The following is a 22,239-nucleotide window of genomic DNA, read 5'->3' as shown; positions in this document are numbered from 1 at the left end:
ACTAAATCTCGAGATCGTCGGGAACATCGATTTCCAACCGTAACAATGCGGTACTCAAGGTCTTTCCTTGAGCATCGTTCCTGAGCGACACCGTCCCACCACCGCCAAGTGATTCATGCAGAAGGAAGTTCAGAGCGAACAAGTTCGGAAGCTCGAACCGCTCCACATTCCCCTTGCATATTCCTGTGAAATGTTTTTTCACAACGTCAGAAGTGACTTTTTCTTTCAATATCGGGTAATACTCTTCCTTTCTCGCGATGAGGCCGATATTTGAAGCATCGCCCTTATCACCGCTCCGCGCATGAGCCAGCTTAAGAAGCTGCACTTTCTTCATAACGATGAATCCGATGCTTGAAGCCAAGCGAGAGATGTCATACCGCAGTAACCTCTACGACCGGCTTAACTAATTTCTTTTGAATCAACGCGGGCCAGTAAGCCACAACTTCCTGCGGCTTCGGTCTTCCCAAACCGAAACCGGTCACGGTCGGAGGACCCGTCAGTACAAGAGGTACCAGCTGCCGTCCGAAGGCATCGACTGATTCCCAGTCGTGACTTCTCACCGCAACTCTCAGGACTACTTCGTTCTGTTCAGGAGGGATGGGGCTCAATGGACCGTGACACGAATTGTACCCGAGGAATTCAGTCGTGAATTCATCGTACTTGAATCCCAGGTCGCTCAACCGCCGCCGCATAATTCCGTCCGCAGCCTTCGCTTTTTCAATCGCGTCAGGCCATCCATAGGTCAAGGTGCCGGCCGCATAGTATCCATCGGAATATGCCAGTGAGACCTTATAGAAATCCGTAGGTGGTTTTCCTTTCACGCCCGATACCTTTACCCTGTTAGCTCCATCCGACTCGAGCCTGATTGTTGTGAAATCCGCAACGACTTCGGGAGTGATGTACTCCTCAGGATTTCCTATTTCATAGAGAAGTTGTTCCTTGATCGTATCGACCGACACAAGACCGCCGGTATTTTGGTGTTTAGTTACGACGAAGGTTCCATCAGCAAACGCTTCGACTATGGGGAAACCGATATTGGCAAGATCAGGGACGGCGCGCCAGTCTTTAAGGTAATTACCGCCGGAAGACTGCCCGCCGCACTCGAGGATGTGTCCGGCAACAATTCCCGCCGCGAGTTTATCAAAATCGGATTCTTTCCAGCCAAACTCATGAATCATCGGGGCGAGGGTTAGCCCGGTGTCTGTAGCGCGCCCGGTAAGTACAACGTGGGCGCCCTGTGCCAGTGCATGAGCGATCGGGAATGCTCCGAAATACACGTTCGCACTCTGAACACGCTGACGGATAGTCGCAATGCTCTGACCCGTCTCCATATTGCGCAGAACATTTTCCGACGACAGGAGCCCATCCAACTGTGCCAGGATATCATCTCCGCAAACGACACCGATCTTTAAACCACGAATGGATTTCTTTCGTGCTATTTCAAAAATCGCGTCGCGACACGACTGAGGATTGACACCTCCGCCGTTCGTCACGATCTTTATGTTCTTTTCCATCGCAATCGGCAGAATTTGTTCCATTACTTGAATCAAGTCCTTCGCATATCCAAGCTTCGGATCTCGGGACCTTTGCTTCTGCAGGATCGACATCGTCACTTCAGCCAGATAATCCATCACCAGATAGTCCACCGGACCTTTAGTCACTTGCCAGAATGGCGCTTGAGGGAGGTCTCCCCAGTATCCTTGACCAGAGGCGATCCTTATTCTTTTGTCATTCAACAGTTGTTTTGTCCTTTACCTTGCACCACATTACGGCGAAGTACAATCGATCATTGGAGAATTCACACAGATAATTGTCAATTTCTTAGATTAGAATTCCGGATTTCAATCGGCTATAAAGCGAGGAGCATCCGAATTGTTTCGTCAGAGAACGGTCAATCTGAAATGATCAGGCAGACTTAAGTTTCCTGATTGTACCGGGCACGTCGTTGGACTTGAAAATTGAAGTTCCCGCGACCAGAACGGTTGCACCTGACTTCACAAGCTTTCGCGCATTATCCGGCGAAACCCCGCCGTCAACTTCAATCTGGATCTTTCTGCCTTTCGGTATGAGCGCTCTCACTTCCGACAATTTCCGATAGGAATTCTCGATGAACTTCTGACCGCCGAATCCCGGATTTACTGAGAGGATCAGGATAAGATCCGCATCATGAATTATTTCACTGAGCACGCTGACTGGTGTGGAAGGATTTAGAGCCACACCGGCTTTCACTCCAAGTTCCTTGATAAGATTCACTGTCCTGTTAAGATGGACGACTGCTTCATAATGTACCGTGATCGAATCTGCACCCGCTTTTACAAAATCACCTATGTAAAGATCCGCGTTCTCAATCATGAGGTGAACATCTAGAAACTTATCCGTAATCCCGTTGACCGCCGACACGATCATCGGTCCGAATGTGATGTTAGGAACGAAATGACCGTCCATCACATCGAGATGGATCCAGTCCGCACCGCCTCTTTCAGCGAGCTTGATCTGCTCTCCAAGCACCGAGAAATCGGCATTCAAAAGTGACGGGGCGACTAACGCCATCAGTTCTCAGGTCCTTGTTTCTGGTTGGAAATGGATGAGACGAACAGGTCGACTTTAGTCCCTTTCTGAACGAATTCCTCGGCGCGTGGATATTGCTCAAGAACTGTGTTGGGGACGAGTTTCCTGCTCGGTTGAAATGTAATCTTGCCGAGTTGAAGATTATTGTTCGATATTATCCGTTGAGCTTCGGAGAGCGGTTTTCCCACAATATTCGGGACAGAAACTTCACCCGATTCGGGCGCACCGGCAGAGACAAGGAGGGACACTTGCGTCCCGGCTGCCGCGACGGTGTTAGGAGGAATCGATTGCGATATCACCACGTCCTGAGGAAGGTTGCTTGAAGTGTCGGACGTTACGTCGCCGAGTTTAAATCCTCCGCGCTCCAGCATAAACTGCGCTTCCCTTTCGGACCGGCCGCGGAGATCGGGTACACTCGATTTCTCGACCCCACCACTTACGATAAGATAAACTCTTCTCCCCCGTTTCACAGTCGTACCTGACTCGGGGTTTTGAGACAACACGGTATTCGATGGGAGCTTGCTGGGTTTCATTCCTCCCAGCTGGAGCTGGAGACCGAGCGAATCAAGGGCTGTCTTCGCGTCAAACATCGTCAGCCCGGTCAACTCAGGTACCGTTACTATCCCGCTCCCCTTAACGTACCATGGCATTACAATCCAGTTCATTAACGAGAATAGAAAGATCAGGATCACGAGAGCGAGATAGAATTTTCTCGCCAGGTTGGACCAGAGAAGTCGCGATATGAAAGATACTTTACTGTTCATGCTCCGATTCAAATGTATCCACCACGATCGTGAATTTCAACCGTCAAAGGAGTTCGATTTTGTGGATTCGGAATAGACTTAATGAAATTGAAAATGCTCGCTCATGACGATTCCCAGCGCGATCGACAGCAGTTTTGCATCGCTCTTGTCGGATCGTGAGGGGATCAATATTGGCAGTCTCGCGCCCACTATCACATGCGCCAGTCTCAATCCCGCGAAGTAAGTTGTGCTCTTCGCCAGGCTGTTTGCTGATTCGATATTCGCCGCGACAAGGATTTCAGCTCTTCCCGCAACAGCCGAGTTAATAGATTTTTCGGCGGCCGCTTCCGGCGACAGCGCGTTGTCGAGAGCCAACGGTCCGTCAACAACGCAGCCCTTTATCTGACCTCTCTCATTCATCTTCGACAATGCCGCGGCGTCAAGAGTAGATTGAAGGTTCGGGAGAACAAATTCTGTCGCTGAAAGGATGGCGACTTTAGGAAGTTCATTCCCCAAAGCATGGGCCACCTCAACTGCGTTGTCTATGAGCTCCACTTTATTTTTGAGGTCGGGAGCGAGCGTCATCCCGCCGTCCGTTATCATCACGAACTTGTTGTCGGTTCGCGACTGATATTCGAGAACGAATATGTCGCTCAGGAGTTTTCCCGTTCTCAAGCTGCTCGATTCCTGAAGAACGACTCTCATCATCGTTCCCGTGTCGACGTCCCCTTTCATGAGTATGTCGTATCGGTTGCTTCCGGCTTTTTCAACCGCTTTAGTGACGGCCTCGACTGCGTCATGAACGATAACGATTTCCGCCTGGATTTCTTCTTTGTTCACCAATCCTGCTGCCCCGGATGATGAGGACTCGTCACAATACAAAATGAATTTCGCTTTCAACGATTTGGACGCGTCGCGAATGCTGTTGTAGGTCTCTTCGCTCCTGGGGTAAATCACCGCGATTGTCTTTGCCGGCAGACTGCGTGCGACATTCAGAAGATCGTCAAAGTTCCATATAACGTTTCTTTTCATCAGTACTCCAGTGCTTCTTGCTGGCCCCGAAGGACCCGGAGAGCTCCCATCGCCATGCTTTTCATTTCATCTCCTCCCGGATAAACCAGGACCTCCGCAATGAACGAGATTCTTTTTTTGATCCACCTGACAAGCGATCTGGAATGGGCAAGTCCTCCTGTCAGTATTATCGCATTTAGTTTTCCGTTTACCACGGTCGACATTGCGCCAATTTCTTTGGATATCTGATACGCCATCGCACGATAAACAGTCTCCGCTTCACGATCTTTCTTCCTGATCTTCTCTTCCACCTCCCGCCCGGAATTAGTGCCGAGATACGCAACCAAGCCACCCTTGCCCATAACAACTGATCTCACTTCATGGCTGGAAAAGTCACCTGAGAAGCATACGCCCATGAATTGCTGGAGTGGCAGGCTGCCGGTGCGCTCTGGTGTAAAAGGACCTTCGCCCGACGCGTCATTGGAGTCGACAATTCTTCCGCCCACCACTGTGGCGACAGATATGCCGCCGCCGAGGTGAGCCACGATGAAATTTGTCTTCGAAAGATTTTTTCTGAGTCTGGCTGCGGCAGTCCGGGCGACAGCGTGTATGTTCAAGGCGTGGGAAAGACTATGTCGTTTAATCAGCGGATGACCGGAATAACGGGCAAGAGTCTCGAACTCGTCCACTGAAACGGGATCAACGACGAAAGCGTGACAGCTGAATTTCTGCGCGACAAGCTGAGCTATCGCACAGCCGAGATTTGAAGCGTGTTCACCCTGAAGATTAGCCTTCGCGTCCTGTACCATGCTGTCATTCACAAGATAGGTGCCGCCTGCGACCGGTTTCAGGAGCCCGCCAACTCCTACAACAGCTGACGGAGTTTTCTTAAGCGCCCTGACCCACTCCGTTGCGATCTTCGCCCTGAAATCAAACTGATCCCAAATACTTCCAAACTTCTCCAATTCCGCCGGTGTGTGCACGATGGTCGCGGCGGATACAAGCGCATCATTCTTATACAATGCGAGCTTGGTGGATGTGGAGCCGGTATTGACTACAACTATAAGATGTTCGCGCGTTCTCGGCATTCTAATCTCCCTGACGTTGGAATATCAACGGATGATGCTGCCGGTGTCTGACTTCCCACGGACGCCTGATAAAAACCGGCGTACAACAACGGTGACGTGAGTGCGATTCTATATGGTCAAAATGTCGTGGTGACGTTTATGCGGTTGAGCGCGCCGATCTTTCCCCACGATGAGAACGCGTAGTCGAAACCGTATCCATACAGTTTCAGGCCGAGACCGAACGACAATCCCTCAATACCGGAACTCAGGCCCACTTTCATCTCCCTGTGCTCCAGGTTATCGTAACCAGCACGCAAATGAAAAGTTTCGGAGAGCGCAATTTCCGCTCCGATCACAAACGACCGGAGCTTGTCGTTCCCGCTTAAATTGGAATCACCAAGTCTCTGCAATGCAACGCTCAGAGTAAGCGGGAGATGCTCGAGTTGCTTCGATATTCCGAACCTTACGTCAAATGGAAGGGACTCCTCTGTGGAGCCGTACTCGCTCAACTGCTTTCCGATGTTACGTACAGAGAAGCCAACTCCAAAGAGGTTGTCCGGGAAATCGTAGTACAATCCGACATCTGCCGCCAAAGCGGTGGAGGTCGCGGAAGCAATCGATGAGTATATCCCTTTCAAATTTACGCCGTAACTGAAATTGTCGCCAAGGAAGTTGGCGTAATTCAGAGTTATCATCGCGTCACCGGCACTGAATGTGCCGTATTCATTCCCGAACTCGTCTGTCGAAGTGAAAGTCCCATAGTTGATATACCCGATGCCGACCCCGAAGTAACCTTTCGATGCAAGACTGAAAGTTGAAAAAACATATCCTGCATTGATGTCGAGGACGTGCTTGAGGAAACCGAAAGTCACGGCACGGTTTGCTGCGGAAACGGAGAGGGCTGGGTTGTAGTAGAACGCGGTAGGATCCTCGGAACCCGTCATTAAACTTCCAGCGAGCGAGGCCTGCCTCGCACTGACATCAAGGTTCAAGAACTCGAACGCCGTTTGAGCGCCCGCATTCCCCGTCAGAAATAGCACCAAAGAAAGAACAGTTATTCTCATCGCTAAAATGTATCGGGGATTTTATTATTTTTCAAGTGAGATGGTATGCTTATATTTTCAGAGCGTTCATGGAGAAAATCATTGTCGAGAAAGCCGGAATCAGCAAAATCCTGGTGATGAAGCCACGCGCCATCGGCGACGTGCTTCTTTCGACACCGGTCCTCCCGAATCTTCATGACGCCTTCCCGGGAGCGACCATCGACTTTCTTGTTGAGAGATTTGCCTCACCCGTTCTGGACAATAACCCGTTCCTGAACAAGGTCATCGAATACGACGCCAGGACAGATTCCCCGATCAAGCTTATCATGCGACTGAGAAAAGAGAAGTACGACATAACTTTTGATCTGTTCTCGAATCCAAGAACGGCAATCTTGACCATGACGTCCGGAGCGAGATACCGAGTCGGATACCCCTTCAAGTGGAGGAAGTACGCTTACAACATCAGGGTGATTCCCCGCGGAGACAGAGTTCATAATGTGGAGTTCAACCTTGACGCGCTTCGTCGAATCGGAATCGAACCAACTCACAAGAAGCCAATTTTTGTCCTCGACGATAGATCGAAAAACTTTGCTTCTAACTTCCTGCGGACGCAGGCCCTCTCTTTCCGCGGGTACGTAACGGTTAACATTGGCGGCGGCTGGGAGATTAAGAGATGGAAAAGGGACAAGATCGTAGAACTTTGTAAACTCATAGCTAAAGGACTGAATTTGCCCGTGGTTGTTCTGTACGGTCCTGCCGAAAGTGCTGAAGCCGCACTGATTTCCAAATTGGCCGGAGCGTTTCTTGCACCTCCAACGAGTCTTCATCAAATGGGTGCGATCATGGAACAGTCACTTCTCCTCGTCACAAACGATTCAGGACCCATGCACATTGCCGCCGCGCTTAACGTGCCGACGGCGGCTATATTCGGTCCGACCAGCCCGCACCTCCAGGGACCGTACGGAAACACATCAGAAATCATTCGGAAGGAATCGCTCGATTGCCTCGAATGCAATCTCATAAAGTGCCCGATCGGTAATCCGTGCATGACTGAGCTCGAGGCACGCACGGTATACGAGAGAGTGGAAAAACTAATAACGAAAATCCTACAAGGAGTTCGAAGAGCCGATGGCATCATTTAAAATGAAGACGCCTGACTGCCAACGTTTCAGCGGCTATAAGCCCTGCATCCCCTACAAAACGTGCTACGAAAGTTGTTCTTATCCCGACAAACCTTTTGGCACAAGGATCCTCATCATTAATCTCGACGCGATGGGCGATGTGTTGATGACGACCGCCCAGCTTGAGCCCATAAAACGAAAATACCCGGACAGTTACATCGCCTGGCTTACGCTGGAGTCAGCCGTCCCCCTTCTGCAGGAGAATCCGCTGATCGATGAGGTATTTGTTTGGGACCCAGAAGACTGGTTGATATTACAGGGACTGAAATTCGACCTGATACTTAATGCGGACAAATCGAGACGATCAGGTGCCCTCACAATGAAATTGAAAGCGAAGGAGAAGCTCGGTTTCGGGATGAATGAACTCGGACACATCATTCCTCTTAATAAAGAGGCGGAGTACAACTACCGTCTTGGTCTCGACGACTATATGAAATTCAGAGTGAACCAGCGAACTGGACAGGATATTCTCTCCGAAACATTCAAGCTTTCGTATGAGCGTGACGAGTACGTTCTGAACCTGACCGAAGACGAAAAGGCGCTCACCGTCGCTTACAGGAAATCGCTCGGTATCCGGGACGATGAGGTAGTCGTTGGATTCAATACCGGGTGTTCGAATTTATTCCCAAACAAAAAGCTCTCGCTTGGGCAGCACGCAGATCTCGTCGAAAAGTTTTCCGGCATCGGTTCCATAAAGATGCTACTGCTTGGAGGCCGCGAGGACACAGAGAGAAACGAGCAAATTTATTCTGACGCGGTGGCAGCCAACCCCCAATTGCTGACGCGTTTATTCAAGACACCCACCACCGGAGGGATCAGAAAAGGCATTGTGTATGAGAACGCGGCGGACATCGTCATAACCGGCGACAGCTATGGGATGCACCTGGCAATTGCTCTCAAAAAAATCGTCCTTGTTTGGTTCGGCGTTAGTTGCCCGGCAGAAATTGACTTATATGATCGTGGTACTAAATTCATTCCGGAGGACCTCTTCTGTTCTCCCTGCTGGAAGAAAACCTGCCCGTACGACCTGGAGTGCATGAAGATGGTGGACCTCGATAAAATGTTCTCTGTCGCGCTGCAGTATGCCGGTCAGATCACGTCAAAAAAGCGGAGCTCGGAGAAGGCGACGATCGTTTAGTCGGTAAGCACGGGCGGGTCAGGTCTTCTCAAGCGTTACTATGTTCTCGATGTGATACGTGTGCGGGAACATATCAACCGGTCTCGCATGAAGAGCTCGGTAGCCATGGGAAACTATATCTTTGAGGTCCCTCGCCTGTGTCATGGGGTTGCAGCTCACATAGACAATTCTTTCGGCACTCAGAAGATGAAGGTTCGAAGAGATCTTCGGATGGAGACCGCTTCGCGGAGGATCGAGTACAATGACGTCCGGGCGGGGCAGATTCATCTGCTCGAAGTTCTCCAGCGGATTTCTTCCTTTGAATAAATCGAGCAGGTCCGTTCTCACAAACGAAACATTCCCCACCCGATTCAGCGCAGCGTTTTGCGCGGCATCTTTCACCGCTGATTCAACGAGCTCAAACCCTATAATTCGGTCAGCAAGGCTCGAAAGAAAAATCGAAATGCTTCCCGTCCCGCTGTAAAGGTCAAAGATCGTTCCACACTTCTTGCCGATCTCCTCTTTTGTCACATCGTACAATCTTTCGGCTTGAACAGAATTTGTCTGGAAGAACGAGAGCGGAGATATTCTGAACGAGTACCCGCCGATCTTTTCCGTGATGAATCCGCTCCCGAAATGGACCTTACAGAAATCACCTGAAGCTACCTGTGCACGCGTCGGATTCACAATGGAAGCGAAAGTCGAAACAAATGCAAGATCTCGCCTCAAATCAGACGCGATTCTCTCTACGCGATCATCCTTTTCGAGTACAATCAGACTTACCATATACTCGTTTGTTGCAAAGGACTTCCTGATGGTAAGAAACCTCAGCAGACCGGAATGGGCATTCGAATTGTAAATGCTCAGTCCCATCTCACTTACATAATCCGAATTGGGGTCGATTGTCTTCTTGAACCAGTTCAGAATCTCGTTGATTTTTCCGTCAGCTAGATGACAGTGATCGATATCTATCACTTTGTCAAAGCGACCAGGCGCGTGAAACCCGAGTGCCGCCTGAGTTGTGTCTATCTCTTTTATTCTGAACGGTCTGTCGGAAAAGGTGAATTCAAGTTTGTTCCTATATTCGTAAGTGTCTTCTGCACCCACGGTGTCCGCGACATCGATTTTCAATCCGCCTGTTCGTTCAAGTGCGTCTACGACATGCAGCCGTTTGTATTTCAGTTGCTGGGTGTATTCCAAATGCTGCCATTTACACCCGCCGCATACTCCGAAGTAGTCGCACCGTGGCGTGACTCTGGACGGCGATGCTGAGAGGATCTCAACGACCTTCGCTTCGGCGTAATCCCGTTTGCTTTTGGTTATTCTAGCCCGAACCACATCACCAGGCACGGCACCTGTCACAAATACAACATACCCGTCTAACCGTGCGATGGCTTTCCCTTCAAACGCGAGCGAGTCAATCTTTAGCTCTACAACCTCATCACGTGCGATCATACTACGATGACTCCGAAAATATCCATCACGTTCGTATCGGTCCTCCCAGTCGAAATCACACCCCCGTATTTCTCAAAGAAGACACCGGATTCATAAGCAGCAATAGAATTCTCGATTTCGCTGCGCAGGCCTTTGACATTTGCGATGGACTCCAACGTTCCGCTCGCCCCTGCCGCTTCGCTGTTGCCATCTTTTCCGTCGGTGCCGAAAGAAAACACGGTCACCCGTTCGAGTTCCCTGCGGGTTTCCGAGAGTTCACACAATCTCTTAAGCGCACATAAGACCAAATGTTGATTCCGCCCGCCTTTATGTCCGGATATTGCACTCACAGTCGTCTCACCCCCAAAAAGGAGAAGTGCAGGAGGTGAAATCGGCTCCTTCTCCTCCACAATCGATCGCGCATATGACACAAGCATTTCGCCGGCAACGTCAGCTTCGAGATCTACATATCGCGAGACGATCTTTACATTCACTCCGATTTCCCGCGTGCTCTTTTCCGCCGCACTCAATGCGTCTCGATTGGTGCCGATAATAACAACTTTATTCTTCTCAATGCGGCGAATCCTTAATGACGAAGGCTGATTCTTGAGACTTTGCAAAACCGCCGCAGGCAGCTGAGAATCAAATCCGCTTTCAAGAATAAAATCCAGGGCGTCCGTCGCGTTCGAATCGTCCTCGACAGTGGGACCGCTTGCGATCGAGCGCGGATTGTCGCCGACGACATCGGAGATTATCAAAGACAATTTCTCCTGGCGCGGCACGAGTTCAGCTAACTTTCCTCCTCCCAGCGCAGAGATATGCCTCCGAACCAGGTTCACTTTTGTAATCGGGACAGCGTGTTCGAAGAGGACTCTGACAGTTGTGTTCGCATCCGACAAGCTCATTCCTTCTGCAGGAAGGAAGATTGCGGAGCTGCCGCCGCCGGAGATCAGGAAGATTACGAGATCATCCGCGGCGCTGGATTCCAGGAACCCGCGGATCGACCTCCCCGCCTCAAGACTTTTTTCGTTAGGGAGTGGATGTCCAGTTAAATAAAAAGTGAAACCCTCAACCTTCCTCTCATTAGGGATAGATGTAGCGATCATGCCACTCACACGATCCCCGAGAACTTTTGCAACCTCCAAAGCCATGGCCTCGGCACACTTGCCTACCGCTACACATCGGATTCTTCTACTACTTGCCAAATTGAAGGAACTCCCGAATGCCTCGAGCTTCTCGCCCACGACCACAAAATTCTGCCGAAAGAGATTCACCGGCCTGACAGCATCGATAGAGGTCCGGACAACTTCCCGGAGAATCTGACCTGCAGTAAGAGCAGACGCGTTCACAATCAAACGGAAATTTTCAGAAGCCCAATCCGGTTCGAATAAGATTCGAGATCAGCGACGGGATTATCTGATGTGGAGAAAATATAAAGCGGGTAAAGTCTGTTATAAGTCTTCATGGCAAGCGCCAGGAGCTCTTTCGACCGGATCATCGGATCCGATTTCTTCAGTTCCATTCCAAAGATGATATAATCCTTTCCCGTGAATTTTCCGGAATCGGCTTTCGCATTGAATTTCTCGGATATCTGTTCGGTCCCCTTACTCAACTCATACGCTGAATAGTCCGAACCTATTTTGTATTTCCTACAGGCCAGCTCAAAAGGACGGGTGTATAATTTCAAGTTGTCTTCGAAGATTCTTCGACCGTTCGTCTTTTCGTTATTAACAAAAGCTCCGAGCTCCATGCCGTCTCTGTCCAAATACAGAAACAGTTCCGAATCCCATTTCGTTTTTCCGAACCTGATCAGGAAAAAATCTTTATATGGTTTCTTCGCGAAGCGCATATCGCGATTAAGCCGGACCAGGGTCTTGTTGAACTTCGGTTCAGTCTCAAACGTCGGGTTGATGAACTTCACGAACGGACCGATCGAGGTTACGAATGCTCGCGCCGGGTTCATCAGATATTTTTCGTACTCTTCCCTGTGTTTGCGAAACCAGGTGACTGAATTATGAGTGTAAAGTTCTGAGAAGAACTGGAAGGTTTCTTTGAAGAATCCGTTAAATTCCTGTGGATCAGTTGGCACGGCGAGCTTGGTCCTACGCGACGCCTTCTTCGTCTTATCCGCTTTCACTTTGATACTCAGGCCAGTTTCTTCATCAGGTAATCTGAAATGCTCGAGGCGCCAATCCGTTCCTGCTGCATTGAATCACGGTCGCGTACTGTGACACTCTGGTCCTGCAGCGTCTGTGAGTCGACAGTTATGCAGAAGGGCGTTCCAGTCTCATCCTGTCTGCGGTATCGTCTTCCAACCGCTCCGCTGTCGTCGTAAAACACTCGAAAGCTCGGACGCAAATCACCTTCAATCTTCCGTGCGATCTCGGGCATGTTGTCGCGATTGACCAGCGGAAAAATCGCCGCTTTTATGGGAGCAAGCTTCGGATGGAGTTTGAGCACAGTCCGCATCTCCATTTTCCCGTCTGCCGTGGGTGCTTCTTCCTCATTATACGACCCGGTGAGAAATGCCATGAAAGATCTGCTGGCGCCGGAGGACGTCTCGATGACGAACGGCGTGAATTTCTCCTTCGACTCCTCGTCGAAATACTTCATCGATTTACCCGAAAACTCCTCATGCCTTGATAGGTCAAAGTTGGTACGGTTATGAACGCCTTCGATCTCGCCCCAACCGAAAGGAAAAAGAAACTCTATATCGTAAGCGTCTTTCGCATAATGAGCGAGCTTGTCTTTCGGATGCTGGTGCCATTGAAGTTGATCTTTTTTCATGCCGAGGTCTATGTACCACTGCATCCTTTCGGAGCGCCAGTACCCGAACCAGTGATCGTCCGTTCCGGGCTTCACGAAAAACTGCATTTCCATTTGTTCAAATTCACGAGTGCGAAAAAGAAAATTTTTCGTATTGATTTCATTTCGAAACGCCTTACCGATCTGCGCGATGCCAAACGGAAGTTTTTGCCGTGAAGAGCTTAACACGTTCTGAAAATTCACGAATATTCCCTGGGCTGTCTCTGGACGAAGATAGACAACGGAGGAGGAATCCTCCACGGGGCCGACGAATGTCTTGAACATTAGGTTGAACTTCCTCGCCTCTGTAAACGTCCCCTTATTTCCACAGTTGGGACACGCGAGCTTACCGACAACTTTCGCAGCCTGCTGATCGACCGCCACCAGTTTTGAAAATTCCTCTTCGATGACTTCGTCTTTTTGCTGACCCCCGAATCTCTCCGGATCGATTTCCCGGAGGACTTCCTTTTTCTTCTTCAGAGAGAGCTCATCGAAGAGTATGTCGAGTCGGTACCTCGCTTTGCACTGCTTGCAATCCACCATCGGATCGGTAAAATTCTCCACGTGGCCAGAAGCTTCCCACACCCGAGGATGCATGAGAATGGAGGCGTCCAAACCCTCGACATTCTCCCTGTAAGTCATGCTTTTCCACCACTGCCGCTTCACGTTATTCAGCATCTCGACGCCAAGCGGTCCATAATCCCAGCACCCGTTCAATCCGCCGTAAATTTCGCTCGATTGGAAAACGAATCCCCTCCTTTTTGCAAGAGATACAATTTTCTCAAGAGTCGTTTCAGACTTACTCAATTCTTCCTCGCTGCTAATTCATTTCAATATAAAATGCGCGGCGGAATTGACAAAGAAGGTGAATGGATGTGCCGTTCCTTTCGTGAACGGCTCCGGATCTTGCACCACAAAAAAATGCACCCTTCAACTTGACTTTGAAAGGTAAATTTTAGCATTTTATGACGCAGTCGGAAGACGGCATAGGAATTCGGAAGATGTTCAGGGTGATGTCTTGACAGCCATCAAATTTAACTTGGAAGGTTAGATGGAACCAGAAGAGAAAACGGTAGCGCAAAATCGTCGTGCGCGCTTCGAGTACCAGATTCTGGAGACAACTGAGGCTGGTATAGTTTTGAAAGGGACAGAAGTAAAGTCGGTCAGGCAAGGCAAAGTTGATATCAGCGACTGTTTCGCGTCCGTGAAAGACGGAGAAGTATGGTTGCACAACATGCATGTCGCGGCTTACCAGAATGCAGGACCGTTCAATCACAGTCCTCGTCGCACGCGAAAACTCCTGCTGCACAGGAGAGAGATCAGGAAACTGGTGGGCAAGACCAGACAGAAGGGACTTTCCCTCGTTCCGATCAGGGTGTACTGGAAGCACGGCCTTGCAAAGGTCGAGCTTGCAATCGCAAAGGGCAAGCGGGCCTTTGACAAGAGGGAGACAATCAGACAAAGAGATCAGGACCGGGAGATTCGCCAGAGAGATGCCGAAGCCTGAAAGTCGTGATTATCGCTCACGCGCAATCCGAGGAGAAGAATAGTTAAGGTTGTTTCCCCCACTTAAAGAGCAACTCGCCCTAATTAAGCGCGGCGCGGCCGAGATCATTCCAGAAGACGAGTTGACTCTCAAGATTGAGAAGTCGCTCAAGACGAACACCCCGCTGAACGTGAAACTGGGTTGCGACCCTAGCAGGCCTGATCTTCATCTCGGGCACTCGGTTGTCCTGCGCAAACTCAGGCAATTTCAGGACCTCGGCCACACAATAACGCTGATAGTCGGTGACTTCACCGGCATGATTGGTGATCCGTCCGGTCGAAACAAGGCCCGCCCCTCCATGACGTTGGATGAGACACGGAGTAACGGCGAGAGTTATTTCCGCCAGGCGCTCAAAATACTTTCCCCGAACAATTTGAAAATTGTTTACAATTCCGAGTGGCTTGCTAAAATGAATTTCCAGGACGTCATTAAACTAGCGAGCAAGTATACCGTCGCAAGAATGCTGGAGAGGGACGACTTCGAAAAGAGATATCATTCAGAAGAACCGATCAGTGTGCACGAGTTCCTCTACCCTCTAGCTCAGGCAATGGACTCAGTCGCCATCAAAGCGGATATAGAACTTGGCGGAACAGACCAGAAATTCAATTTGCTTGTGGGGAGAGACATACAGCGAGAGTTCGGACTCGAACCGCAAGTCATCCTTACGATGCCCTTACTGGTCGGTATCGATGGCGTGGAGAAGATGTCGAAATCGATGGGCAACTATATCGCCATCACCGACTCACCCGGTGAGATGTACGGAAAGACTCTGTCGATTCCTGACACACTCATCTACGATTATTTTGTCCTTCTAACAAACTTACGTGAGACCGAACTGAGCAATATAAAGAGTGAACTCGATCTGGGAAGGGTGAATCCGCGGGATCTCAAACGGAGACTCGCCAGAGAGATCGTCACGCTTTATCACAATAAGAATGCTGCTCATCAAGCCGAAGAGGAATTCGATAGAATTTTTGTTCGAAAAGAGGTTCCGGACGAAATTGAAGAGCGCACCATAAAGCATTTTGAACCGCCTGTGACATCCCAACTCTTGATTGAACTCGGTGTGGCACCGTCAAAAAGTGAGGCTCGTCGTCTTGTGTTGCAAGGCGGTGTTACGATAGATGGAGCCAAAGTAACTGACCCGAATGCCGTCGTGAATTTCAGTAAACCGTTCATCCTGAAAGTCGGAAAGCGAAAATTTTATAGGATCACGCAATAAGATCGATGGATCAAGTGAAATGGATATTCAACTTACTCACAACTGAATCCGGAGAACTGACAACTAAGAACAAGGAGATGTGAAATTGTATGTTCCAACGAAGATATTCTTCACCAAAGGGGTAGGTCGTCATCGCGACTACCTTCAGTCATTCGAGTTAGCATTACGCGATGCCAAGATCGAGAAATGTAATTTAGTCACGGTTTCAAGTATTTATCCTGCCGGCGCTAAGCGCATTTCAGTTGATGAAGGGCTGAAGCTCCTTCAACCGGGTCAAATTACATTCTGCGTGATGGCAAGAAACTCCACGAACGAGCCGAACAGACTCATTGCCGCCTCTATTGGGGTAGCCACGCCCAATGACCCCTCGCAGTATGGCTATCTGTCGGAGCACCATCCGTTCGGAGAGACAGACGAGAAGGCGGGGGAATATGCCGAGGATCTTGCCGCTACAATGCTGGCGACGACGCTTGGAATTGAGTTCGACTCGAACGCAGACTGGGACGAGCGGGAAAAAGTTTATAAGATGAGCGGGAAGATCGTGCGCTCTTTCAATGTGACCCAATCGGCCGAAGGTGACAAAAGGGGAATCTGGACAACCGTAGTTGCTTCAGGAATACTCCTCCCCTGATGAGGATATAAATATAGACACAAGAAAGCCCCGTCTTTGAGCGGGGCTTTTTGATTTGGGGACTAGGATTTTACGGCTGTCAGCCGAGTGCTTTCAATGCCTCGGCACCCGACACAACCTCGAGAAGCTCCTTAGTAATCGACGCCTGCCGCGCCTTATTGTACTGAAGCGAAAGCGCGGAGATCAACTCGCCCGCATTCTCGCTCGCGTTATCCATTGCGGCCATCCTTGCACCCTCACCTGCCGCGTTGCTTTCCAGGAGCACACGCCATAACTGGTAAGACAGATGCCTCGGAATAAGTTGATCCAGAATTTCAGCAGCCGAAGGTTCATAAATGTATTCCAGTTCGATCTTCTTGCCCTCATCCGGTTTGATCTCTTCTTTCGGAATCGGGAGCAGCTGTTCGATTATCAATCGCTGTTGAAGTATGCTCTTGAACTCATTGTAGATCAAGTCGACTCTATCGTAGGTCCCGTCGAGATATCCTTTAACGATTTCATGTGTTACGCCGTTTGCTGCCGCGAGATCGAGAGAGTGGTAGATTCCGGAGTAACCTCGAACGACATTGTATTTCCGTTTTGAAAGAAACTCAACCCCCTTTCGCCCAACGGCGACAATCTTAACCTGACCGCCAGCATTGAGTTCAGCATAATTGTTCTGTATGTGATTCAACGTCGCCTTAATAATATTCGAGTTGAATGCACCGCAAAATCCACGGTCAGCGGTCACACTCACGATCGCGACGCTTTTCACCTCTCTCGGTACAACGTATTTGTTTTCGCTGAGATCTGAGTTTGCGGCGAGATGGCGCATCATCTCAGAGATCTTCCTGGAGTACGGGCGCGCCGCATAAACTGCCGCTTGTGCCCTGCGAAGTTTCGCGGCGGCAACCATCTTCATCGCCTTAGTGATCTTTTCGGTACTTTTGACGCCGGCGATTCGCCGCTTTATTTCTCTTAATGTCGGCACTTATAGGCCTTTAAAAGTCATCTTAAACAGATCTACGAATTCTCTCGTTATCGCGTTGAGTCTTTTGTCTGTTTCGGAGTCGATGTCTTTTGTATCCGCAATCTTGTCGAGAATGTCTCTGTGCTTGAGCTCCATCATCTCGAGGAATTCACGCTCAAAACGCTGAACAGTGTCGACGGGAAGTTCGTCGAGATAACCGTTCGTTCCCGTGAATATCAGAACCACCTGTTTCTCCACTGGCATCGGAGTGTATTGGTTCTGCTTGAGGATCTCGACGAGCCTTTGCCCTCTCGTGATCTGAGCCTGAGTCACTTTGTCCAAATCAGATCCGAATTTTATGAACGCTTCCAGTGCTCTGAACTGTGCGAGGTCGATTCTGAGTCTGCCTGCTACTTTTCGCATGGCCCTGATCTGAGCGTGGCCGCCGACGCGCGACACGGACACTCCGACGTTGATGGACGGCCTGACGCCGGAATTGAACAGACCGGGTTCAAGGTAAATCTGGCCGTCCGTTATAGAGATGACGTTAGTCGGTATGTAAGCCGAAATGTCGTTTGCTTGAGTTTCGATGATAGGAAGCGCGGTGAGGCTGCCGCCGCCAATTTCGTCACTCAGCTTCGATGCCCGCTCAAGGAGTCTGCTGTGAAGATAAAACACGTCACCCGGGTATGCCTCCCGGCCCGGCGGTCGTCGCAGGAGAAGCGATACCTGTCTATATGCCCACGCGTGTTTGGAGAGATCGTCGTAAACAACAAGCGCATCTCTTCCGCCGTCCCTGAAGTATTCGCCGATCGTGCATCCGGAATATGGCGCGATAAACTGAAGTGGTGACGGCGTGCTTGCGCCCGCAGCGATGACAGTTGTGAAATCCATCGCGCCTTCTTCCTCCAGTTTCGCTACGACCTGTGCAACCGTGGAAGCTTTCTGTCCTATCGCCACGTAAATGCAATAAACCGGTTTGATGTCTCTTCTCTTGGCCTCTTCGGTATGAGTGAACCTCTGATTGATTATCGTGTCAATAGCAATGGCGGTCTTTCCTGTCTGACGATCCCCAATGATGAGCTCACGCTGACCCCGGCCGATGGGTATCATGGAATCTACGGCCTTCAATCCTGTATTGAGGGGCTGCTTGACAGGGCTTCTGAAGATTACTCCGAGGGCTTTTCTTTCAATGGGAAGAAATTTGTCCGTCTTGATCGTGCCCTTGCCGTCCATCGGCTGCCCCAGTGGATCGATGACGCGTCCGAGCATCGCCTCGCCTACCGGCATCGACATGACTTTTCCGGTCCGCTTGACTTGGTCACCTTCCTTTACAAGCGTATCGTTGCCGAACAGCATGCAGCCGACGTTGTCTTCCTCAAGGTTGAGTGCCATACCGAACACGCCGTTCGGAAACTCGATGAGTTCGCTCGCCATTACCTTCTCCAAGCCGTACACGCGTGCGATTCCATCACCGACCTGCAGAACCGTGCCGACATCGTACACATCGCTTTCCTGTTCGAAGCCGGAAATTTGTTTTCGTAGTATCGCCGTAATCTCATCTGGCCTTACTTCAGGCATAACATCCTCATATTATTAAGCGTCGATATTTTCAATTCTGCATACCGGAATTTTCTGAGAGCTCGTTCCTGAGAATTTCCAGCTGGCGGCGAACGCTTCCATCGTACACCGTGTCTCTTATTTGAGCGAGGAATCCCCCGATCAGGGTCGCATCCTGTTTGTACGTCACGCGCACTTTTTTCCTGGTAAGTTCCTCGAGCCTCGATTGCAGCCCGGATTTATTGGCTTTATCAATCTCGAAGGGTACACGAACCTCCGCATCGACGATGCCGCGGTAGTCATCCAGCTGTTCAGCAAATTCAATCGTGATGCCGGGTATGAGCTGCTCTCTTCCCTTTTCCACGAGCAAGCCGAGGAACCGCCTGGTAAGATCGTCGATCCGGTCTGCAAAGAGCTCAGCAATCACCGCCGCCTTCTTCGTTCGATCGATCAGCGGGGTCGCAAAGAAAAGCTCGAGGTCTCGAGAACCAGAAACTGATTTCCGGATGAGTTCCAGATCTGAAGCCACCCGATCGAGCCTCTTCTGTTCTAGTGCCAGTTCGAGCAAAGCTGCTGCATATCTTTTTGAAGCGCGAAGCCTCTTCATCAGCTCGTCAATTCTCGGGCAACGATTTCAGGAATCCCTCGACGAGTTTCATTTGGCGTTTCTCGTCGATAGTCTCCTTGAGAATCTTCTCGGCCGCTTTGACCGCGAGCTCGGCAACAAGTCCATGAAGCTGGTTGATCGCCAGTTGTTTGTCTCTCTCAATTTCATCGCGAGCCCTGTCCAGAATCTTGTTTGCGTCGGAATTAGCCCGTGAAGCAGAATCGTTCCTTATCTTCTCGGCAAGTTCCCGCGCTTCCTTTATGACCTCCTGAGCCATTTCTTCAGCGCGAACGAGATTCTGTCTATTCTCTTCAAGGATGCGTTCCGCTTCCTTCTTCGCTTCTTCCGCGCGCTCAAGTGAAAGCCTTATCGACTCCTCCCTCGACTCAAGGGCTGAAATCACCGGCTTCCAGGCGTATGCGCGCAGCACCAGGAGCAAAACTCCGAACGTCAAGGACGTCCAGATTATAAGTCCAGTATTCAGTTCAAGCATATAAGACTCCCTGACAAAATTGTAGGGAGGACGGGCGAACCATCCATGCCCCGGTGCAGATTATTTTGCGGTCGCAAGGATTATAGCGACAACTTCCGCGAACAACGTCACGCCTTCGATAAGCGCGGCCGCGATAATCATAGAAGTTCGTATTTCGCCGACCGCTTCAGGCTGTCGCCCGCTCGCCTCCATGGCGGATGCAGCAAGCTTGCCAATGCCGTAGCCGCCGCCGATGACCGCCAGTCCGGCTCCGATTCCCGCCGCGAGGTGTGTTAATCCTAAATCAGGCATGAGAGATCTCCTATTTTTTTAGTTCTTAAGTCAATGTTCCTGGTGCACTGCAAGGCCGACAAACAGCGCGGTCAGCAGCGTGAAAATATAAGCTTGAATAAGTCCGACCAGTATTTCAAGAAGCGATATGAAAACCGCGAATGCTACGGAAATCGGTGCTATGAAGACAGATTGGAAAATGAAAATCAGTCCGATCAAAGAAAAGATAATTATGTGCCCCGCGGACATGTTCGCGAATAGACGGATACAGAGCGCAAACGGTTTTGTGAGGAGCCCGAGAAGTTCGACAATGACCAATATCGGAATAACAAACAGCGGGATGTGAGAGGGCACCAACCCTCTGAAATAACCGAGGAATCCGTTATTTGCCATTCCAGAAATCTGGATCACTAAGAAAGCGATTATCGCAAGTGTTGCGGTGACATTTATATTCCCGGTAGGAGTAGAGGTATAGGGAATTAATCCGACTAAATTGCAGAACAAGACAAAGAAGAAAAGCGTGAGAAAATAAGGAAGAAGTCTTCGTCCCTTCTCGCCGATCGCCTCGTAAACAATATCGTCTCTCACGAAGATAACGATTGTCTCAAGGACGTTTGCGAGCCCGTGAGGGACGTTCGAACGCTTGTAGCTTCTCACCGCTGCTCTGACAAAAATTATCAGCAGCAGGCAGGCAAACCAAATCATCACGATATGTTTTGTCAACGACAGATCAACGGTAAGCCCCGCGACGTGTATCGGCGGAAATTGTGGAAGATGGATTTCGCCAAACGGTTTAAATTCGAGGACGTGAGAATCCGACACATGCTCAAGGATCCAGTTTCCTCCTGATGAATCGGCAGTATGGGCAGCCGCGCTCAACGTGTCAGCCACGAGCTTCCCGGCGCCCGCCGCGACCGAATCTGACTTTGCGATGAGTGAATCAGCAAATATCATAGTGCCGATTGGCCAGCAGCTTTCTTCAAAGCTATTCTTTTTGTGAGGAACACGACTTCAAAAATAGTCATGGCAAAATAGAAGATCAGGAGTCCCGTTACCAATGCTACGATGTTCCTGTCGAATACTTTGATCAGGAGAACAAAGATCCCTAAGAGCAGCAGAAGGCGCACTCCCATTCCAACAAAAACTCCGCGAAGGAAAGCGAGACTGCTTTTGTCTATGAACTTCTCGATTATTATGAAGCCGACAACTCCGTTCACAATTCCCAGTAGAGCTCCAAGGAAGTAAGATCCACCGTATCGGCCATCTGCGTATTCGACGATGAGCACGGTAGACACCAGCCCAATTGTCACGAGGCACGCTACGAGAGTCCTTATCATTCGTGCGCGCATCTTACGGATTGGCTTATCAGCCTCGTTTGTCGGTATCACTTCTGCTGAGTTTTTGTACTTCTCTAAAAAAGTTGTAGAACCCGCCTATAAATCCGACTACAGCACCAGCAAGTAGAAGCCACGGTGTGGTCTTGAAATATTCATCGAGGAAATACCCGACCAACAACATGCCCCCGACAGATGCAGCCAGTTCAGTGCCCAGTCCCATGTATGGGGCGAGTTGTCTGTACGCATCACCTAGAGTCCCGCTGCGCTTCTTAATGACATTTGCCACGGGTCATCTGAAAAGCTCGCTCTTCTGGTCAGGTCTACGGTCGCCGCTCATTTCACACTTGCCGTCGAAGATCGCGCCTTCATCTATGACCAGTTTCGACGCGCGGATGTCTCCTTTTATTCTGGCTTTCCCTTCAAGAACGAGCTTGTTCTTCACGTTGATATTTCCGGTAATCTTACCTCCTACGGTGACGGTCTGTGCTTCGATGTTGCCGCTGATTTCACCATTCGCGCCGATCACCAGATCACCGGTCAGCGTAACATCTCCGTTCACCTGCCCGTCAACACGCATGCTGCCGGAACTCGTGATCTTCCCTTCAAACCTGGAACCGTGGGAGATGATATTCAGTTGAGCTTCTTCTTTGGCCAT

At 50.1% G+C, this 22,239-nt stretch carries 25 protein-coding genes; 5 read left to right on the top strand and 20 right to left on the bottom strand.

All coding sequences use genetic code 11. The annotated features are described in order from the left end of the window. Position 1: 1 nt before the first annotated feature. The 7 genes from VIS48_01865 to porQ all read right to left on the bottom strand — a co-directional run bounded on the left by VIS48_01865 (position 2) and on the right by porQ (position 6,453). A complete protein-coding gene (locus VIS48_01865) occupies positions 2 to 334 on the bottom strand; it encodes a hypothetical protein (protein ID HEY9164887.1) in 333 nt (110 codons plus the stop codon). A 37-nt stretch (positions 335 to 371) separates the two neighbouring features. After that, positions 372 to 1,736 carry an acyclic terpene utilization AtuA family protein gene (locus VIS48_01860; protein ID HEY9164886.1) on the bottom strand — a complete coding sequence of 455 codons (1,365 nt, stop codon included), beginning with the start codon at positions 1,734 to 1,736 and terminating at the stop codon, positions 372 to 374. A gap of 169 nt (positions 1,737 to 1,905) precedes the next feature. Next, a complete protein-coding gene (gene rpe / locus VIS48_01855) occupies positions 1,906 to 2,550 on the bottom strand; it encodes a ribulose-phosphate 3-epimerase (protein HEY9164885.1) in 645 nt (214 codons plus the stop codon). Next, the gene (locus tag VIS48_01850) at positions 2,550 to 3,332 is read right to left on the bottom strand and encodes a PASTA domain-containing protein (GenBank protein ID HEY9164884.1); all 783 of its coding nucleotides are present in this window, start codon (positions 3,330 to 3,332) and stop codon (positions 2,550 to 2,552) included. Before VIS48_01850 ends, rpe begins: the two co-directional genes overlap by 1 nt. Positions 3,333 to 3,410: 78 nt before the next feature. Beyond that, positions 3,411 to 4,343 carry a phosphate acyltransferase gene (locus VIS48_01845; protein HEY9164883.1) on the bottom strand — a complete coding sequence of 311 codons (933 nt, stop codon included), beginning with the start codon at positions 4,341 to 4,343 and terminating at the stop codon, positions 3,411 to 3,413. Further along, a complete protein-coding gene (gene buk / locus VIS48_01840) occupies positions 4,343 to 5,410 on the bottom strand; it encodes a butyrate kinase (GenBank protein ID HEY9164882.1) in 1,068 nt (355 codons plus the stop codon). Before buk ends, VIS48_01845 begins: the two co-directional genes overlap by 1 nt. A 116-nt stretch (positions 5,411 to 5,526) precedes the next feature. After that, positions 5,527 to 6,453, bottom strand: coding sequence for a type IX secretion system protein PorQ (porQ, locus tag VIS48_01835; protein HEY9164881.1), 927 nt, complete (start codon positions 6,451 to 6,453; stop codon positions 5,527 to 5,529). 68 nt (positions 6,454 to 6,521) lie between these two features. On the opposite strand from porQ, the gene VIS48_01830 reads away from it, so the two are divergent. Together VIS48_01830 and VIS48_01825 are read left to right on the top strand one after the other, a co-directional pair. Continuing rightward, positions 6,522 to 7,574 carry a glycosyltransferase family 9 protein gene (locus tag VIS48_01830; protein ID HEY9164880.1) on the top strand — a complete coding sequence of 351 codons (1,053 nt, stop codon included), beginning with the start codon at positions 6,522 to 6,524 and terminating at the stop codon, positions 7,572 to 7,574. Further along, a complete protein-coding gene (locus tag VIS48_01825) occupies positions 7,561 to 8,751 on the top strand; it encodes a glycosyltransferase family 9 protein (protein HEY9164879.1) in 1,191 nt (396 codons plus the stop codon). The genes VIS48_01830 and VIS48_01825 overlap by 14 nt, the downstream gene beginning before the upstream one ends. Positions 8,752 to 8,769: 18 nt before the next feature. On the opposite strand, the gene rlmD is transcribed toward VIS48_01825, so the two are convergent. The 4 genes from rlmD to VIS48_01805 are packed head-to-tail and all read right to left on the bottom strand — an operon-like array spanning position 8,770 to position 13,776. Then, complete coding sequence (gene rlmD / locus VIS48_01820) at positions 8,770 to 10,185, bottom strand: 23S rRNA (uracil(1939)-C(5))-methyltransferase RlmD (protein ID HEY9164878.1); 1,416 nt, start codon at positions 10,183 to 10,185, stop codon at positions 8,770 to 8,772. After that, positions 10,182 to 11,513 (bottom strand): DUF4147 domain-containing protein, encoded by a 1,332-nt coding sequence (locus VIS48_01815; GenBank protein HEY9164877.1) that lies wholly within the window; start codon positions 11,511 to 11,513, stop codon positions 10,182 to 10,184. The genes rlmD and VIS48_01815 overlap by 4 nt, the downstream gene beginning before the upstream one ends. 2 nt (positions 11,514 to 11,515) lie before the next feature. Next, complete coding sequence (locus tag VIS48_01810; protein HEY9164876.1) at positions 11,516 to 12,301, bottom strand: DUF2461 family protein; 786 nt, start codon at positions 12,299 to 12,301, stop codon at positions 11,516 to 11,518. Positions 12,302 to 12,309: 8 nt separating this feature from the next. After that, entirely contained in the window at positions 12,310 to 13,776 is a 1,467-nt protein-coding gene (locus tag VIS48_01805) for a glycine--tRNA ligase (protein HEY9164875.1), read from the bottom strand. Between the two features lie 244 nt (positions 13,777 to 14,020). On the opposite strand from VIS48_01805, the gene smpB reads away from it, so the two are divergent. The 3 genes from smpB to VIS48_01790 all read left to right on the top strand — a co-directional run bounded on the left by smpB (position 14,021) and on the right by VIS48_01790 (position 16,368). Further along, a complete protein-coding gene (gene smpB / locus VIS48_01800; protein HEY9164874.1) occupies positions 14,021 to 14,476 on the top strand; it encodes an SsrA-binding protein SmpB in 456 nt (151 codons plus the stop codon). 49 nt (positions 14,477 to 14,525) lie between these two features. After that, positions 14,526 to 15,737, top strand: coding sequence for a tyrosine--tRNA ligase (gene tyrS, locus VIS48_01795; GenBank protein ID HEY9164873.1), 1,212 nt, complete (start codon positions 14,526 to 14,528; stop codon positions 15,735 to 15,737). 85 nt (positions 15,738 to 15,822) lie between these two features. After that, complete coding sequence (locus VIS48_01790) at positions 15,823 to 16,368, top strand: arginine decarboxylase, pyruvoyl-dependent (protein HEY9164872.1); 546 nt, start codon at positions 15,823 to 15,825, stop codon at positions 16,366 to 16,368. 79 nt (positions 16,369 to 16,447) lie between these two features. Here VIS48_01790 and atpG read toward each other — a convergent pair whose 3' ends face one another. Genes atpG through VIS48_01745 form a run of 9 tightly spaced genes read right to left on the bottom strand, consistent with a single transcriptional unit; the run spans position 16,448 to position 22,239 of the window. Then, entirely contained in the window at positions 16,448 to 17,338 is an 891-nt protein-coding gene (gene atpG / locus VIS48_01785; GenBank protein ID HEY9164871.1) for an ATP synthase F1 subunit gamma, read from the bottom strand. Beyond that, the gene (gene atpA, locus VIS48_01780; protein HEY9164870.1) at positions 17,339 to 18,898 is read right to left on the bottom strand and encodes a F0F1 ATP synthase subunit alpha; all 1,560 of its coding nucleotides are present in this window, start codon (positions 18,896 to 18,898) and stop codon (positions 17,339 to 17,341) included. A 31-nt stretch (positions 18,899 to 18,929) separates the two neighbouring features. Continuing rightward, positions 18,930 to 19,484, bottom strand: coding sequence for an ATP synthase F1 subunit delta (gene atpH, locus VIS48_01775; GenBank protein HEY9164869.1), 555 nt, complete (start codon positions 19,482 to 19,484; stop codon positions 18,930 to 18,932). A 7-nt stretch (positions 19,485 to 19,491) separates the two neighbouring features. Further along, entirely contained in the window at positions 19,492 to 19,977 is a 486-nt protein-coding gene (gene atpF / locus VIS48_01770) for a F0F1 ATP synthase subunit B (GenBank protein HEY9164868.1), read from the bottom strand. Between the two features lie 60 nt (positions 19,978 to 20,037). Continuing rightward, the gene (atpE, locus tag VIS48_01765; GenBank protein ID HEY9164867.1) at positions 20,038 to 20,268 is read right to left on the bottom strand and encodes an ATP synthase F0 subunit C; all 231 of its coding nucleotides are present in this window, start codon (positions 20,266 to 20,268) and stop codon (positions 20,038 to 20,040) included. Positions 20,269 to 20,298: 30 nt separating this feature from the next. Beyond that, positions 20,299 to 21,201, bottom strand: a complete 903-nt coding sequence (gene atpB, locus VIS48_01760; protein HEY9164866.1) for a F0F1 ATP synthase subunit A — start codon at positions 21,199 to 21,201, stop codon at positions 20,299 to 20,301. Then, positions 21,198 to 21,584: an ATP synthase subunit I gene (locus tag VIS48_01755; protein HEY9164865.1), complete on the bottom strand. Its 387-nt coding sequence runs from the start codon at positions 21,582 to 21,584 to the stop codon at positions 21,198 to 21,200. Before VIS48_01755 ends, atpB begins: the two co-directional genes overlap by 4 nt. 28 nt (positions 21,585 to 21,612) lie before the next feature. Next, positions 21,613 to 21,870 carry an AtpZ/AtpI family protein gene (locus VIS48_01750; protein ID HEY9164864.1) on the bottom strand — a complete coding sequence of 86 codons (258 nt, stop codon included), beginning with the start codon at positions 21,868 to 21,870 and terminating at the stop codon, positions 21,613 to 21,615. A gap of 3 nt (positions 21,871 to 21,873) precedes the next feature. Then, positions 21,874 to 22,239, bottom strand: a complete 366-nt coding sequence (locus tag VIS48_01745) for a polymer-forming cytoskeletal protein (protein ID HEY9164863.1) — start codon at positions 22,237 to 22,239, stop codon at positions 21,874 to 21,876.

This window comes from Candidatus Kryptoniota bacterium (assembly GCA_036567965.1).
Taxonomy (GTDB): Bacteria; Bacteroidota; Ignavibacteria; order Kryptoniales; family JAKASW01; genus JAKASW01.
The sequence above is the reverse complement of the archived record's forward strand: the minus strand, read 5'-3'. Positions and strand labels throughout refer to the sequence as shown.